The sequence below is a fragment of the Pseudomonas sp. FG47 genome (assembly GCF_057809115.1).
Genome location: NZ_JBMDJI010000061.1, coordinates 1 through 15782, shown reverse-complemented (window position 1 = coordinate 15782; position 15782 = coordinate 1). Strand labels below are relative to the sequence as shown.

The 15782-nt window shown below is 58.7% G+C and carries 13 protein-coding genes and 1 tRNA gene; all 14 read left to right on the top strand.

Annotated features, from left to right (window positions below):
* Nucleotides 1–224, top strand: a 224-nt coding sequence (locus tag ACODS5_RS23980) for an EF-Tu C-terminal domain-related protein (protein WP_489109820.1), incomplete at its 5' end; no start/stop codon positions are given.
* Between the two features lie 54 nt (nucleotides 225–278).
* A tRNA-Trp gene (locus ACODS5_RS23975) sits at nucleotides 279–354 on the top strand.
* A 44-nt stretch (nucleotides 355–398) separates the two neighbouring features.
* Nucleotides 399–767 carry a preprotein translocase subunit SecE gene (secE, locus tag ACODS5_RS23970; protein ID WP_011531879.1) on the top strand — a complete coding sequence of 123 codons (369 nt, stop codon included), beginning with the start codon at nucleotides 399–401 and terminating at the stop codon, nucleotides 765–767.
* Nucleotides 768–776: 9 nt separating this feature from the next.
* On the top strand, nucleotides 777–1310 hold the full coding sequence (gene nusG, locus ACODS5_RS23965; protein WP_011531880.1) for a transcription termination/antitermination protein NusG: 534 nt from the start codon (nucleotides 777–779) through the stop codon (nucleotides 1308–1310).
* A 119-nt stretch (nucleotides 1311–1429) separates the two neighbouring features.
* Entirely contained in the window at nucleotides 1430–1861 is a 432-nt protein-coding gene (rplK, locus tag ACODS5_RS23960; protein WP_070094635.1) for a 50S ribosomal protein L11, read from the top strand.
* Nucleotides 1861–2556: a 50S ribosomal protein L1 gene (gene rplA / locus ACODS5_RS23955; protein ID WP_028692260.1), complete on the top strand. Its 696-nt coding sequence runs from the start codon at nucleotides 1861–1863 to the stop codon at nucleotides 2554–2556. The genes rplK and rplA overlap by 1 nt, the downstream gene beginning before the upstream one ends.
* A gap of 198 nt (nucleotides 2557–2754) precedes the next feature.
* Entirely contained in the window at nucleotides 2755–3255 is a 501-nt protein-coding gene (gene rplJ, locus ACODS5_RS23950; RefSeq protein ID WP_043215352.1) for a 50S ribosomal protein L10, read from the top strand.
* A 78-nt stretch (nucleotides 3256–3333) separates the two neighbouring features.
* Entirely contained in the window at nucleotides 3334–3705 is a 372-nt protein-coding gene (gene rplL, locus ACODS5_RS23945) for a 50S ribosomal protein L7/L12 (protein ID WP_133330037.1), read from the top strand.
* Between the two features lie 220 nt (nucleotides 3706–3925).
* Nucleotides 3926–7999, top strand: coding sequence for a DNA-directed RNA polymerase subunit beta (rpoB, locus tag ACODS5_RS23940; RefSeq protein WP_134693396.1), 4074 nt, complete (start codon nucleotides 3926–3928; stop codon nucleotides 7997–7999).
* Between the two features lie 64 nt (nucleotides 8000–8063).
* Entirely contained in the window at nucleotides 8064–12263 is a 4200-nt protein-coding gene (gene rpoC, locus ACODS5_RS23935) for a DNA-directed RNA polymerase subunit beta' (protein ID WP_134693397.1), read from the top strand.
* 211 nt (nucleotides 12264–12474) lie between these two features.
* Nucleotides 12475–12846 (top strand): 30S ribosomal protein S12, encoded by a 372-nt coding sequence (gene rpsL, locus ACODS5_RS23930; RefSeq protein WP_003255492.1) that lies wholly within the window; start codon nucleotides 12475–12477, stop codon nucleotides 12844–12846.
* A gap of 106 nt (nucleotides 12847–12952) precedes the next feature.
* Entirely contained in the window at nucleotides 12953–13423 is a 471-nt protein-coding gene (gene rpsG / locus ACODS5_RS23925; protein WP_003246741.1) for a 30S ribosomal protein S7, read from the top strand.
* A 30-nt stretch (nucleotides 13424–13453) separates the two neighbouring features.
* Nucleotides 13454–15601, top strand: a complete 2148-nt coding sequence (gene fusA / locus ACODS5_RS23920) for an elongation factor G (RefSeq protein WP_489109819.1) — start codon at nucleotides 13454–13456, stop codon at nucleotides 15599–15601.
* A 27-nt stretch (nucleotides 15602–15628) separates the two neighbouring features.
* The coding region (locus tag ACODS5_RS23915) for a GTP-binding protein (protein ID WP_489109821.1) at nucleotides 15629–15782 on the top strand (154 nt) is incomplete at its 3' end.

Genomic DNA, 15782 nt, shown 5'->3' with positions numbered 1-15782 from the left:
CTCCGTTCTTCAAAGGCTACCGTCCTCAGTTCTACTTCCGTACCACTGACGTGACTGGTAACTGCGAACTGCCGGAAGGCGTTGAAATGGTAATGCCAGGTGACAATATTCAGATGACTGTCACCCTGATCAAGACCATCGCAATGGAAGACGGTCTGCGTTTCGCCATCCGTGAAGGCGGTCGTACCGTCGGCGCCGGCGTCGTAGCAAAAATTATTGAATAAGTAGTTGATTTAAATGACCAGGCCGGTATAATGGCCGGCCTGGTACAGTGTTAAAGGTCAGTAGCTCAATTGGCAGAGCGACGGTCTCCAAAACCGTAGGTTGGGGGTTCGATTCCCTCCTGACCTGCCATTCACCTCGGTGTGATTGGCTTTCTTCTCACAGGATCCTCCTCGATGACTCCCAAAACTGAAGCCCAAGAATCGCGTTTTGATCTGTTCAAGTGGCTCGCTGTTGTCGCATTGGTAGTCGTTGGTGTAGTGGGTAATCAGTATTACTCCGCCTCTCCGATCCTGTATCGCGTGCTCGTCTTGCTTGCTTTGGCTGCTGTCGCTGGCTTCGTTGCCTTGCAGACCGCCAAGGGTAAGTCGTTCTTTGCGCTGGCGAAGGAAGCTCGTACCGAGATTCGTAAAGTCGTGTGGCCAACCCGCCAAGAAACCACGCAGACCACGCTGATTGTCGTGGCTGTTGTTCTGGTCATGGCGTTGCTGCTGTGGGGTCTTGATTCCCTGCTCGGCTGGTTGGTCTCCTTGATCGTTGGCTAAGGGTGTCTCGTGGCTAAGCGTTGGTATGTTGTTCATGCTTACTCGGGTTACGAGAAGCATGTCATGCGCTCCCTGATCGAGCGTGTCAAGCTGGCTGGCATGGAAGACGAATTCGGCGAGATCCTGGTCCCGACCGAAGAAGTCGTCGAAATGCGCAACGGCCAGAAGCGCAAGAGCGAGCGCAAGTTCTTCCCGGGCTATGTATTGGTCCAGATGGAAATGAACGAAGGGACTTGGCACCTTGTCAAGGATACCCCTCGGGTCATGGGTTTCATTGGTGGTACCGCAGACAAGCCTGCGCCGATCACCGATAAAGAGGCTGAGGCCATCCTGCGTCGCGTTGCCGACGGTAGTGACAAGCCGAAGCCGAAGACGCTGTTCGAACCGGGTGAAGTGGTTCGCGTCATTGACGGTCCCTTCGCTGATTTCAATGGCAGTGTCGAAGAAGTTAACTACGAGAAGAGTCGCCTGCAGGTTGCAGTGCTCATTTTCGGTCGCTCCACCCCGGTGGAGCTCGAGTTCAGCCAGGTCGAAAAGGTCTAGCAGAACGAAGCATCCCATACCCCGCAGCCCTATGTGCTGCGGGGTTTTGTCGTCACTGGGATAAAACGCAAGTCATACGGGGAGCCATCTGGCGCTTGTACCCGATTTTGGAGTAGCTCATGGCTAAGAAGATTCAGGCTTACATCAAGCTGCAAGTAAAGGCCGGCCAGGCCAACCCAAGCCCACCCGTTGGTCCAGCACTGGGTCAACACGGTGTGAACATCATGGAATTCTGCAAGGCCTTCAACGCCCGTACTCAGGGTCAAGAGCCAGGTCTGCCGACTCCAGTGATCATCACTGTATACAGCGACCGTAGCTTCACCTTCGAGACCAAGAGCACCCCTGCCTCGGTTCTGCTGAAGAAAGCTGCTGGCCTGACCAGCGGTTCGGCTCGCCCGAACACCGTCAAGGTCGGTACCGTTACCCGTGCTCAGCTGGAAGAGATCGCCAAGACCAAACAGGCCGATCTGACTGCCGCTGACCTGGATGCTGCTGTGCGCACCATCGCCGGCTCTGCCCGTAGCATGGGCCTGAACGTGGAGGGTGTGTAATGGCTAAGCTGACCAAGCGCCAAAAGGCTATCGCCGAGAAAATCGAAGCAGGCAAGGCCTACAACTTCGAAGAAGCAGCAACCCTGCTGGCTTCGCTGCCGGCTGCCAAGTTCGTAGAATCCTACGACATCGCTGTCAACCTCGGCGTTGATCCGCGTAAATCCGACCAGGTCGTTCGTAGCGCTACCGTGCTGCCGCACGGCACTGGCAAGACCGTCCGCGTTGCCGTCTTCACCCAGGGCCCAGCTGCTGAAGCTGCTCTGGCTGCCGGCGCCGACCGCGTAGGCATGGACGATCTGGCTGCCGAAATGAAAGGCGGCGACCTGAACTATGACGTCGTCATCGCATCGCCTGATGCCATGCGCGTTGTAGGTCAGCTGGGTCAGGTCCTGGGTCCTCGCGGCCTGATGCCTAACCCGAAAGTCGGTACCGTGACCCCAGACGTAGCCACTGCCGTGAAAAACGCCAAGGCTGGTCAGGTTCGCTACCGTACCGACAAGAACGGTATTATCCATACCTCCGTTGGCAAGATCGGCTTTGAGGCTGGCAAGCTGAAGGAAAACGTTGAAGCCCTGATCGCTGATCTGAAGCGTATCAAGCCAGCTTCCTCGAAAGGTATCTACGTCAAGCGCGTTACCCTGAGCACCACCATGGGCCCAGGTCTGATCATCGATCAGAGCTCGCTGAACGTGTAATATGCGGCCGCTGCGACCTGGTCGCAGCGGCTTACTAGATTGGGGTCCCTGCCTGGCGGGGGCTATCCAAGACCGTAGGCGGCGCAAGCCTTAAACCACAAGCCTACGCAGATGGTGCTCCCGATTCGTTTACGAATCAGACACCAAAACGACATCCGGCCTCGGCCAGATGAAACGGTAGAAACCAGGAGTAAACCCGTGGCAATTAAACTCGAAGACAAGAAGGCCATCGTCGCTGAAGTCAACGAGGCTGCCAAAGTCGCTCTGTCCGCTGTCGTGGCCGATGCCCGTGGTGTGACTGTAGGCGCAATGACCGGACTCCGTAAAGAGGCCCGCGAAGCTGGCGTATACGTGCGTGTCGTACGTAACACCCTGCTCAAGCGCGCTGTTGAAGGCACCGAGTACTCGATCCTCAACGACGCGTTCAAAGGCCCGACCCTGATTGCTTTCTCCAACGAACACCCGGGCGCTGCTGCTCGTCTGTTCAAAGAGTTCGCCAAGGGTCAGGACAAGTTCGAGATCAAGGCAGCTGCGTTCGACGGCAAGTTCCTTGCCGCTAACCAGATCGACGTGCTGGCAACCCTGCCAACTCGCGACGAGGCTATCGCACAGCTGATGAGCGTGATCCAAGGTGCAACCAGCAAGCTGGCTCGTACCCTGGCTGCTCTGCGCGACCAGAAAGAAGCTGCTGCTGCCTAAGGCCCGCGCAACTCTTTCAAAATCATACGTTTAATTTGATGGCTGCGTAGGCTGTCACCCCAATACAGGATTTAAGTCATGTCTCTGACTAACGAGCAAATCATCGAAGCGATCGGCCAGAAAACCGTTCTGGAAATTGTTGAACTGATCAAGGCGATGGAAGAAACCTTCGGCGTTACCGCTGCTGCCGCTGTTGCCGCTGGCCCAGCTGCTGGCGCTGCTGCCGCTGCCGAAGAGCAGACCGAGTTCAACGTCGTTCTGACCGAAGCTGGCGACAAGAAAGTCAACGTGATCAAGGCCGTTCGTGAACTGACCGGTCTGGGCCTGAAAGAAGCCAAAGAGAAAGTCGACGGCGCTCCTCAGGTTATCGCTGAAGGCGTTTCGAAAGAAGCCGCTGAAGACGCGAAGAAGAAGCTGGAAGAAGCTGGCGCTAAAGTCGAGCTGAAGTAATTTCGACTTTGCGACAACAGTCCGAGCGTTAAGCGAAGGGCTGATGGCTGGTGGCTTATGCCACCGGCCTTTTTCCGTTATTGGTGGCCGATCAGGTCGGCCCCGATAACGAGCTGCAAGACACCCAATGAGGGTGGCGCAAACCAAGGGGTTTGCACGATTTTCGGCTGCTCCCGCCGGGAGATGCCAAACAAGCAGGTGACCAAGCTGGGGAATGCTGATGGCTTACTCATACACTGAGAAAAAACGTATCCGCAAGGACTTTAGCAAGTTGCCGGACGTCATGGATGTGCCTTACCTCCTGGCCATCCAGCTGGATTCGTATCGCGAATTCCTGCAGGCGGGAGCATCCAAGGACCAGTTCCGCGACGTCGGCCTGCATGCGGCCTTCAAATCGGTATTCCCGATCATCAGCTACTCCGGCAATGCTGCCCTGGAGTACGTCGGCTATCGCCTGGGCGAGCCGGCGTTCGATGTGAAGGAATGTGTCCTGCGTGGTGTGACCTTCGCGGTCCCGCTGCGTGTGAAGGTGCGCCTGATCATCTTCGACAAGGAATCGTCGAACAAAGCGATCAAGGACATCAAAGAGCAAGAAGTCTACATGGGTGAAATCCCCCTGATGACTGAGAACGGTACCTTCGTTATCAACGGTACCGAGCGTGTGATCGTGTCTCAGCTGCACCGCTCGCCGGGTGTGTTCTTCGACCACGACCGTGGCAAGACCCACAGCTCGGGCAAGCTGCTGTACTCCGCTCGCATCATCCCTTACCGCGGTTCCTGGCTGGACTTCGAGTTCGACCCGAAGGACTGCGTGTTCGTGCGTATCGACCGTCGCCGCAAACTGCCGGCCTCGGTACTGCTGCGCGCCCTGGGCTACAGCACTGAAGAAGTGCTGAACACCTTCTACACCACCAACGTCTTCCACATCTCCGGCGAGAAACTGAGCCTGGAGCTGGTGCCGCAGCGTCTGCGTGGTGAAGTCGCGGTCATGGACATCCATGACGGCAGCGGCAAGGTCATCGTCGAGCAAGGCCGCCGTATTACCGCGCGCCACATCAACCAGCTGGAAAAGGCTGGCGTGAAAGAGCTCGACGTGCCGATGGAGTACGTGCTGGGCCGTACCACCGCCAAGGCCATCGTGCATCCGGCCACCGGCGAGATCCTGGCCGAGTGCAACACCGAGCTGACCACCGATCTGCTGATCAAGATCGCCAAGGCTCAGGTTGTCCGCATCGAGACCCTGTACACCAACGACATCGACTGCGGTCCGTTCATCTCGGATACCCTGAAGATCGACACCACCAGCAACCAGCTGGAAGCCTTGGTCGAGATCTACCGCATGATGCGTCCAGGCGAGCCGCCAACCAAGGACGCCGCCGAGACCCTGTTCAACAACCTGTTCTTCAGCGCCGAGCGTTACGACCTGTCCGCCGTTGGCCGCATGAAGTTCAATCGTCGTATCGGTCGTACCGAGATCGAAGGTTCGGGCGTGCTGAGCAAGGAAGACATCGTCGAGGTCCTCAAGACCCTGGTCGATATCCGTAACGGCAAAGGCATCGTCGACGACATCGACCACCTGGGTAACCGTCGCGTGCGTTGCGTTGGCGAGATGGCCGAGAACCAGTTCCGCGTTGGCCTGGTGCGTGTCGAGCGCGCGGTCAAGGAACGTCTGTCGATGGCCGAAAGCGAAGGCCTGATGCCGCAGGACCTGATCAACGCCAAGCCGGTTGCGGCCGCGGTGAAAGAGTTCTTCGGTTCCAGCCAGCTCTCGCAGTTCATGGACCAGAACAACCCGCTCTCCGAGATCACCCACAAGCGCCGTGTCTCCGCGCTCGGCCCTGGTGGTCTGACCCGTGAGCGCGCCGGCTTCGAAGTCCGTGACGTACACCCGACCCACTACGGCCGTGTGTGCCCGATCGAGACTCCTGAAGGTCCGAACATTGGTCTGATCAACTCCCTGGCCGCCTATGCCCGCACCAACCAGTATGGCTTCCTGGAAAGCCCGTACCGCGTGGTGAAGGAAGGCGTGGTCAGCGACGACATCGTGTTCCTGTCCGCCATCGAAGAGGCCGATCACGTGATCGCCCAGGCTTCGGCCGCGATGAACGACAAGAAGCAACTGATCGACGAGTTGGTAGCTGTTCGTCACCTGAACGAATTCACCGTCAAGGCGCCGGAAGACGTCACCCTGATGGACGTTTCGCCGAAGCAGGTTGTTTCCGTCGCTGCCTCGCTGATTCCGTTCCTCGAGCACGACGACGCCAACCGTGCATTGATGGGTTCGAACATGCAGCGTCAGGCTGTACCGACCCTGCGCGCCGACAAGCCGCTGGTAGGTACCGGCATGGAGCGCAACGTTGCCCGTGACTCCGGTGTCTGCGTGGTTGCTCGCCGTGGTGGTGTGATCGATTCGGTCGACGCCAGCCGTATCGTCGTTCGCGTCAATGACGACGAAGTCGAGACCGGTGAAGCCGGTGTGGACATCTACAACCTGACCAAGTACACCCGCTCCAACCAGAACACCTGCATCAACCAGCGTCCGCTGGTGAGCAAGGGTGACAAGGTTCAGCGTAGCGACATCATGGCCGACGGCCCGTCCACCGACATGGGTGAACTGGCACTGGGTCAGAACATGCGCATCGCGTTCATGGCGTGGAACGGCTTCAACTTCGAAGACTCCATCTGCCTGTCCGAGCGTGTGGTTCAGGAAGACCGCTTCACCACGATCCACATCCAGGAACTGACCTGTGTGGCCCGTGATACCAAGCTTGGCCCAGAGGAAATCACCGCGGACATCCCGAACGTCGGTGAGGCTGCGCTGAACAAGCTGGACGAAGCCGGTATCGTCTACGTGGGTGCCGAAGTCGGCGCTGGCGACATTCTGGTCGGCAAGGTCACGCCAAAAGGCGAAACCCAGCTGACTCCAGAAGAAAAACTGCTGCGCGCGATCTTCGGTGAGAAGGCCAGCGACGTTAAGGACACCTCCCTGCGCGTGCCGACTGGCACCAAGGGTACCGTCATCGACGTACAGGTCTTCACCCGTGATGGCGTCGAGCGCGACAGCCGTGCCCTGGCCATCGAGAAGATGCAGCTGGACGAGATCCGCAAGGACCTCAACGAAGAGTTCCGTATCGTCGAAGGCGCAACCTTCGAGCGTCTGCGTTCCGCCCTGAACGGCCAGGTGGTCGACGGTGGCGCGGGCCTGAAGAAAGGCACCGTGATCAGCGACGACGTGCTGAACGGTCTGGAGCACGGCCAGTGGTTCAAGCTGCGCATGGCCGAAGATGCACTGAACGAGCAGCTGGAAAAGGCTCAGCAGTACATCGTCGACCGCCGCCGCCTGCTGGACGACAAGTTCGAAGACAAGAAGCGCAAGCTGCAGCAGGGCGATGACCTGGCTCCAGGCGTACTGAAGATCGTCAAGGTCTACCTGGCAATCCGCCGTCGCATCCAGCCGGGTGACAAGATGGCCGGTCGTCACGGTAACAAGGGTGTCGTCTCGGTGATCATGCCGGTCGAAGACATGCCGCACGACGCCAACGGTACTCCGGTCGACGTCGTACTGAACCCGCTGGGCGTACCTTCGCGTATGAACGTCGGTCAGATCCTTGAAACCCACCTGGGCCTCGCGGCCAAGGGGTTGGGCGAGAAGATCGACCGCATGATCGAAGAGCAGCGTAAAGCCGCTGAGCTGCGTACCTTCCTCACCGAGATCTACAACGAGATCGGTGGTCGTCAGGAGAACTTGGAAGAGTTCACCGACGAAGAGATCATCGCCCTGGCGAACAACCTGAAGAAAGGCGTGCCGATGGCCACCCCAGTCTTCGACGGTGCCAAGGAGCGTGAGATCAAGGCCATGCTGAAACTGGCAGACCTGCCAGAAAGCGGCCAGATGGTGCTGTTCGACGGCCGTACCGGCAACAAGTTCGAGCGTCCTGTGACCGTTGGTTACATGTACATGCTCAAGCTGAACCACTTGGTGGACGACAAGATGCACGCGCGTTCCACTGGTTCCTACAGCCTGGTTACCCAGCAGCCGCTGGGTGGTAAGGCGCAGTTCGGTGGTCAGCGTTTCGGGGAGATGGAAGTGTGGGCGCTGGAAGCATACGGCGCGGCATACACCCTGCAAGAAATGCTCACAGTGAAGTCGGACGACGTGAACGGCCGTACCAAGATGTACAAGAACATCGTGGATGGCGATCACCGTATGGAGCCGGGCATGCCCGAGTCCTTCAACGTGTTGATCAAAGAGATCCGTTCGCTCGGTATCGATATCGATCTGGAAACCGAATAACACGTGACGCGAAGGGGGGTGGGGCAGGTAATGCCCGCTCCCTGCTCCGCCAGGAGGAAAGGCCTTGAAAGACCTACTGAATTTGCTGAAAAACCAGGGTCAAGTCGAAGAGTTCGACGCCATCCGCATCGGTCTGGCGTCGCCTGAAATGATCCGTTCGTGGTCGTTCGGTGAAGTCAAAAAGCCGGAAACCATCAACTACCGTACGTTCAAGCCTGAGCGTGACGGCCTGTTCTGCGCCAAGATCTTTGGCCCAGTCAAGGACTACGAGTGCCTGTGCGGCAAGTACAAGCGCCTCAAGCACCGCGGCGTGATCTGCGAGAAGTGCGGCGTTGAAGTTGCCCTGGCCAAGGTTCGTCGTGAGCGCATGGCGCACATCGAGCTGGCCTCGCCGGTTGCCCACATCTGGTTCCTGAAGTCGCTGCCGTCCCGTATCGGCCTGCTGATGGACATGACCCTGCGTGATATCGAACGTGTGCTCTACTTCGAGAGCTACGTGGTGATCGATCCGGGCATGACCACCCTCGAGAAGGGCCAGCTGCTGAACGACGAGCAGTACTTCGAAGCGCTGGAAGAGTTCGGTGACGACTTCGACGCCCGCATGGGTGCCGAGGCTGTCCGCGAGCTGCTGCACGCTATCGACCTGGAGCACGAGATCGGTCGCCTGCGCGAAGAAATTCCGCAGACCAACTCGGAAACCAAGATCAAGAAGCTGTCCAAGCGCCTGAAGCTGATGGAAGCTTTCCAGGGCTCGGGCAACCTGCCTGAGTGGATGGTCCTGACCGTCCTGCCAGTGCTGCCGCCGGACCTGCGTCCGCTGGTTCCGCTGGATGGCGGCCGCTTCGCGACCTCCGACCTGAACGACCTGTATCGTCGGGTGATCAACCGTAACAACCGTCTGAAGCGCCTGCTCGATCTGTCGGCGCCGGACATCATCGTGCGCAACGAAAAGCGCATGCTGCAGGAAGCGGTCGACGCCCTGCTCGACAACGGCCGTCGCGGTCGCGCCATCACCGGCTCGAACAAGCGTCCGCTGAAGTCGCTGGCCGACATGATCAAAGGTAAGCAAGGTCGTTTCCGTCAGAACTTGCTCGGTAAGCGCGTGGACTACTCCGGCCGTTCGGTAATTACCGTTGGCCCGACCCTGCGTCTGCACCAGTGCGGTCTGCCGAAGAAGATGGCCCTCGAGCTGTTCAAGCCGTTCATTTTCGGCAAGCTGGAAATGCGTGGTCTGGCGACCACCATCAAGGCCGCCAAGAAGATGGTCGAGCGCGAGCTGCCAGAGGTGTGGGACGTCCTCGCCGAGGTGATCCGCGAACACCCCGTCCTGCTCAACCGTGCGCCAACCCTGCACCGTCTGGGTATCCAGGCCTTTGAGCCGGTACTGATCGAAGGTAAGGCTATCCAGCTGCACCCGCTGGTCTGCGCCGCGTACAACGCCGACTTCGACGGTGACCAGATGGCCGTTCACGTGCCGCTGACCCTGGAAGCCCAGCTCGAAGCGCGCGCGCTGATGATGTCGACCAACAACATCCTGTCGCCAGCCAACGGTGAGCCAATCATCGTTCCGTCGCAGGACGTTGTACTGGGTCTGTACTACATGACCCGTGAAGCCATCAACGCCAAGGGCGAAGGTCGCGTGTTCGCCGACCTGCAGGAAGTCGACCGCGTATTCCGCGCCGGCGAAGCCGCCCTGCACGCGAAAATCAAGGTTCGTATCAACGAAACCGTGAAGGATCGCGATGGCAGCATCACCAAGAACACCCGTATCGTCGACACCACTGTCGGCCGTGCGCTGCTGTTCCAGGTTGTACCGGCAGGCCTGCCGTTCGATGTCGTCAACCAGTCGATGAAGAAGAAGGCGATCTCCAAGCTGATCAACCAGTGCTATCGCGTGGTGGGTCTGAAAGAGACCGTGATCTTCGCTGACCAGTTGATGTACACCGGCTTTGCCTACTCGACCATTTCCGGCGTTTCCATCGGTGTTAACGACTTCGTTATCCCTGATGAAAAAGCGCGCATCATCAACAGCGCCACCGATGAAGTGAAGGAAATCGAGAGCCAGTACGCCTCCGGCCTGGTAACCCAGGGCGAGAAGTACAACAAGGTCATCGACTTGTGGTCCAAGGCGAACGACGAAGTGTCCAAGGCGATGATGGCCAACCTCTCGAAAGAGAAGGTCGTCGACCGCGAGGGCAAGGAAGTCGAGCAAGAGTCCTTCAACTCGATGTACATGATGGCTGACTCCGGTGCGCGTGGTTCCGCGGCTCAGATCCGTCAGCTGGCTGGTATGCGTGGCCTGATGGCCAAGCCGGACGGCTCGATCATCGAGACGCCGATCACCGCGAACTTCCGTGAAGGTCTGAGCGTACTGCAGTACTTCATCTCGACCCACGGTGCTCGTAAGGGTCTGGCGGATACCGCACTGAAGACCGCGAACTCCGGTTACCTGACCCGTCGTCTGGTAGACGTGGCGCAGGATCTGGTGGTGACCGAGATCGACTGCGGCACCGACCAGGGGCTGCTGATGACCCCGCACATCGAAGGCGGCGACGTTGTCGAGCCGCTGGGTGAGCGCGTACTGGGTCGTGTCATTGCCCGTGACGTATTCAAGCCAGGCACCGAGGACGTCATCGTTCCGGCCGGTACCCTGGTCGACGAGCAGTGGGTCGAGTTCATCGAGCTGAACAGCATCGACGAAGTGGTCGTGCGTTCGCCGATCAGCTGCGAAACCCGCTACGGCATCTGCGCCAAGTGCTACGGTCGCGACCTGGCTCGTGGTCACCAGGTGAACATCGGTGAGGCTGTCGGCGTTATCGCCGCCCAGTCGATCGGTGAGCCGGGTACCCAGTTGACCATGCGTACGTTCCACATCGGTGGTGCTGCAAGCCGTACCTCGGCTGCCGACAGCGTCCAGGTGAAGAACGGCGGCATGGTGCGTCTGCACAACCTCAAGCAGGTCGAGCGCGCCGATGGCAACCTGGTTGCCGTATCGCGTTCCGGCGAGCTGGCCATTGCCGACGAATTCGGCCGTGAGCGTGAGCGCTACAAGCTGCCTTACGGTGCGGTGATTTCGGTCAAGGAAGGTGAGAAGGTCGAAGCTGGCGCCATCGTCGCCAAGTGGGACCCGCACACCCACCCGATCGTTACCGAGCTGAAAGGTACCGTGACCTTCGTGGGCATGGAAGAAAACATCACCATCAAGCGCCAGACCGACGAACTGACCGGCCTGACCAACATTGAAGTGATGGACGTCAAGGATCGCCCTGCCGCAGGCAAGGAAATCCGCCCGGCGATCAAGATGGTCGATGCCGCTGGCAAGGACCTGTACCTGCCAGGTACCGACGTACCGGCCCAGTACTTCCTGCCGGCCAACGCCCTCGTCGGTGTGGCTGACGGTGCCCAGATCGGCGTCGGTGACGTTATCGCGCGTATCCCGCAAGAAACGTCGAAGACCCGTGACATCACCGGTGGTCTGCCACGCGTTGCCGACCTGTTCGAAGCGCGTCGTCCGAAAGAAGCCTCGATTCTGGCTGAAGTCAGCGGCACCATTGCCTTCGGTAAAGAAACCAAGGGCAAGCGTCGCCTGGTCATCACCCCGACCGATGGCAGCGATCCGTACGAAGAGCTGATTCCGAAGTGGCGCCACCTGAACGTCTTCGAAGGCGAACAGGTAAACCGCGGCGAAGTTATCTCCGACGGCCCGAGCGATCCGCACGACATCCTGCGTCTGCTGGGCGTGAGCGCGCTGGCCAAGTACATCGTCAACGAGATCCAGGACGTTTACCGTCTGCAGGGCGTGAAGATCAACGACAAGCACATCGAGACCATCCTGCGTCAGATGCTGCGTAAAGTTGAGATTTCCGAGTCCGGCGATTCCAGCTTCATCAAGGGCGACCAGATGGAACTGACTCAGGTACTGGTCGAGAACGAGCGTCTCGCCAGCGAAGACAAGTTCATCTCGAAGTTCACCCGCGTGTTGCTGGGTATCACCAAGGCCTCGCTGTCCACCGAATCGTTCATCTCGGCGGCTTCCTTCCAGGAAACCACCCGCGTACTGACCGAAGCGGCGGTAACCGGCAAGCGTGACTACCTGCGCGGCCTGAAAGAGAACGTGGTCGTGGGTCGTCTGATCCCGGCCGGTACCGGTCTGGCCTACCACAGCGAGCGCAAGCGTCGCCGTGATGCCGACAAGCCGCTGCGTGTGAGCGCCAGTGAGGTGGAAGCCGCACTGACCGAAGCGCTGAATTCCAGCGGTAACTGAGTACAGGGCAGGGCCCCGGCACGCCTCGCCAGGGCATCGGTGACATGAATTGTTGCCGATGACCGGGCGAGGAGGGCCGGGGCCTCGTCTTGACTGGGTGCAAGATCCTCTTTAGACTTTTGTACCCTTAAATTTGGTGAGGCTCCGTCTCGCCAATTTTTGGCTTTCTTGCAAGACAATAGAGTCGCAAGACAATCAGTGGAGCTAGTAGATGGCAACTATCAACCAGCTGGTACGTCAGCCGCGTAAGCGTTCGGTCGAGAAGTCCGACGTTCCTGCGCTGCAGAACTGCCCGCAACGTCGTGGCGTGTGCACCCGTGTGTACACCACCACGCCGAAAAAACCTAACTCGGCACTGCGTAAAGTATGCCGTGTGCGTCTGACCAACGGTTTCGAGGTTTCCTCGTACATCGGTGGTGAAGGCCACAACCTGCAAGAGCACAGCGTCGTCCTGATCCGTGGCGGCCGTGTAAAAGACTTGCCAGGTGTTCGTTACCACACCGTTCGCGGCTCTCTGGATACTTCGGGCGTCAAAGGCCGTAACCAGGGTCGTTCGAAGTACGGTACCAAGCGTCCGAAGTAATCGGCCGTTTGCAGACATCCATTTATTTGAGTCGATAAGAGTAAGGTCGGGCAGGGGTCGAAGACCCACGTCCCGGGCTAACCTGAAGACCGTTTGAGGGCTTATCATGCCAAGACGTCGTGTAGCAGCAAAACGTGAGATCCTGGACGATCCGAAGTACGGATCCCAGATCCTCGCCAAGTTCATGAACCACGTGATGGAAAGCGGCAAGAAGGCCGTAGCCGAGCGCATCGTTTACGGTGCCCTGGATACCGTCAAAGCACGCAAGAACAGCGACCCCCTGGAAATCTTCGAGAAAGCTCTCGACGCCATCGCTCCGCTGGTCGAAGTTAAGTCCCGTCGTGTCGGCGGTGCTACTTACCAGGTTCCGGTTGAAGTTCGTCCATCCCGTCGTAACGCTCTGGCAATGCGCTGGCTCGTAGACTACGCCCGCAAGCGCGGCGAGAAGTCGATGGCTCTGCGCCTGGCCGGCGAACTGCTGGATGCTGCCGAAGGCAAGGGTGCTGCAGTCAAGAAGCGTGAAGACGTGCACCGTATGGCCGAGGCCAACAAAGCGTTCTCGCACTACCGCTTCTAATTCAAGCATCAATATTTTTGCGAGGGCTCTATGGCTCGTACTACAGCAATTAACCGCTACCGTAACATCGGTATCTGTGCCCACGTTGACGCGGGCAAGACTACCACTACCGAGCGGATCCTGTTCTACACAGGTCTGAGCCACAAGATGGGCGAGGTGCACGACGGCGCCGCGACCACCGACTGGATGGTGCAGGAGCAGGAGCGCGGTATCACCATTACCTCCGCTGCCGTTACCACCTTCTGGAAAGGTTCCCGTGGTCAGTACGACAACTACCGCGTAAACGTCATCGATACCCCCGGCCACGTTGACTTCACCATTGAAGTAGAGCGTTCGCTGCGGGTACTCGACGGCGCGGTCGTTGTGTTCTGCGGTACCTCCGGCGTTGAGCCGCAGTCCGAAACCGTATGGCGTCAGGCCAACAAGTACGGCGTTCCACGTGTTGTCTACGTGAACAAGATGGACCGTGCCGGTGCCAACTTCCTGCGCGTTGTCGGCCAGATCAAGAACCGCCTGGGTCACACCCCGGTTCCGGTCCAGCTGGCTATCGGTGCGGAAGATGACTTCCAGGGTCAGGTTGACCTGATCAAGATGAAAGCCATCTACTGGAACGACGACGACAAGGGCACCAGCTACCGTGAGGAAGAAATTCCTGCGGATATGGTCGAGCTGGCCAACGAGTGGCGCAACAACATGGTTGAGGCTGCCGCCGAAGCCAACGAAGAGCTGATGAACAAGTACCTTGAAGAAGGTGACCTGTCCGTCGAAGACATCAAGGCTGGTCTGCGCGCCCGTACCCTGGCGAGCGAGATCGTTCCTGCTGTCTGCGGTTCCTCGTTCAAGAACAAGGGCGTTCCCCTGGTTCTCGACGCCGTCATCGACTTCCTGCCTGCTCCGACCGAAATCCCGGCGATCAAGGGTATCCACCCTGACCTGATCGACGTGCCGAAGGATGAAGTCACTCCGGAGCAGTACGACGAGCGTCCTGCTGACGACGACGCGCCGTTCTCGGCCCTGGCGTTCAAGATTGCCACCGACCCGTTCGTGGGTACTCTGACCTTCGTCCGCGTCTACTCGGGCTTCCTGACCTCCGGTGACTCCGTCATCAACTCGGTCAAGGGCAAGAAAGAACGCGTTGGTCGTATGGTGCAGATGCACGCCAACCAGCGTGAAGAGATCAAAGAAGTACGCGCTGGCGACATCGCTGCTCTGATCGGCATGAAGGACGTCACCACTGGTGACACCCTGTGCAACGCCGACAAGCCGATCATCCTCGAGCGTATGGACTTCCCTGAGCCGGTTATTTCGCTCTCCGTAGAGCCGAAAACCAAGGCTGACCAGGAGAAGATGGGTATCGCACTGGGCAAGCTGGCCCAGGAAGACCCGTCGTTCCGCGTCAAGACCGACGAAGAAACCGGCCAGACCATCATCTCCGGTATGGGTGAGCTGCACCTGGACATCCTCGTTGACCGCATGAAGCGCGAGTTCAACGTCGAGTGCAACGTCGGCAAGCCGCAGGTTTCGTACCGCGAGAAGATCACCAAGTCCAACGTCGAGATCGAAGGCAAGTTCGTTCGTCAGTCGGGTGGTCGTGGTCAGTTCGGTCACTGCTGGATCCGTTTCTCGGAGCCGGACGTCGACGAGAAGGGCAACATCACCGAAGGTCTGGTGTTCACCAACGAAGTCGTTGGTGGCGTGATTCCTAAGGAATTCATCGCCCCGATCCAGAAGGGTATCGAAGAGCAGATGAAAAACGGCGTTGTCGCCGGCTATCCGCTGCTCGGCCTGAAGGCCACGGTATTCGACGGTTCGTACCATGACGTCGACTCCAACGAAATGGCGTTCAAGATCGCCGCTTCGATGGCGACCAAGCAACTGGCCCAGAAGGGCGGTGGCGTGGTACTTGAGCCGATCATGAAGGTCGAAGTTGTAACCCCGGAAGACTACCTGGGTGACGTGATGGGTGACCTGAGCCGTCGTCGCGGGATGATCCAGGGTAATGAAGACTCGGTGTCCGGCAAGGTAATCACTGCTGAGGTACCGCTCGGAGAGATGTTCGGTTACGCAACCGACGTTCGTTCCATGTCTCAGGGTCGCGCAAGCTACTCCATGGAATTCTCCAAATACGCCGAAGCTCCGTCGAACATCGTCGAAGCACTCGTTAAAAAACAAGGCTAATCCCCTTTAGGCAAGAGGTTCACTGTCGTGGCTAAAGAAAAATTTGATCGTTCCCTTCCCCACGTTAACGTCGGCACCATCGGCCACGTTGACCACGGTAAGACCACTCTGACCGCAGCTCTGACCCGCGTCTGCTCCGAAGTTTTCGGTTCGGCCGTCGTTGAGTTCGACAAGATCGACT

Coding starts and splice junctions, on each gene's coding strand:
- rplA (WP_028692260.1), top strand. CDS start 1,861: ATGGCTAAGCTGACCAAGCGCCAAAAGGCTATCGCCGAGAAAATCGAA.
- rplL (WP_133330037.1), top strand. CDS start 3,334: ATGTCTCTGACTAACGAGCAAATCATCGAAGCGATCGGCCAGAAAACC.
- rplK (WP_070094635.1), top strand. CDS start 1,430: ATGGCTAAGAAGATTCAGGCTTACATCAAGCTGCAAGTAAAGGCCGGC.
- rpsL (WP_003255492.1), top strand. CDS start 12,475: ATGGCAACTATCAACCAGCTGGTACGTCAGCCGCGTAAGCGTTCGGTC.
- fusA (WP_489109819.1), top strand. CDS start 13,454: ATGGCTCGTACTACAGCAATTAACCGCTACCGTAACATCGGTATCTGT.
- rpoB (WP_134693396.1), top strand. CDS start 3,926: ATGGCTTACTCATACACTGAGAAAAAACGTATCCGCAAGGACTTTAGC.
- rpsG (WP_003246741.1), top strand. CDS start 12,953: ATGCCAAGACGTCGTGTAGCAGCAAAACGTGAGATCCTGGACGATCCG.
- secE (WP_011531879.1), top strand. CDS start 399: ATGACTCCCAAAACTGAAGCCCAAGAATCGCGTTTTGATCTGTTCAAG.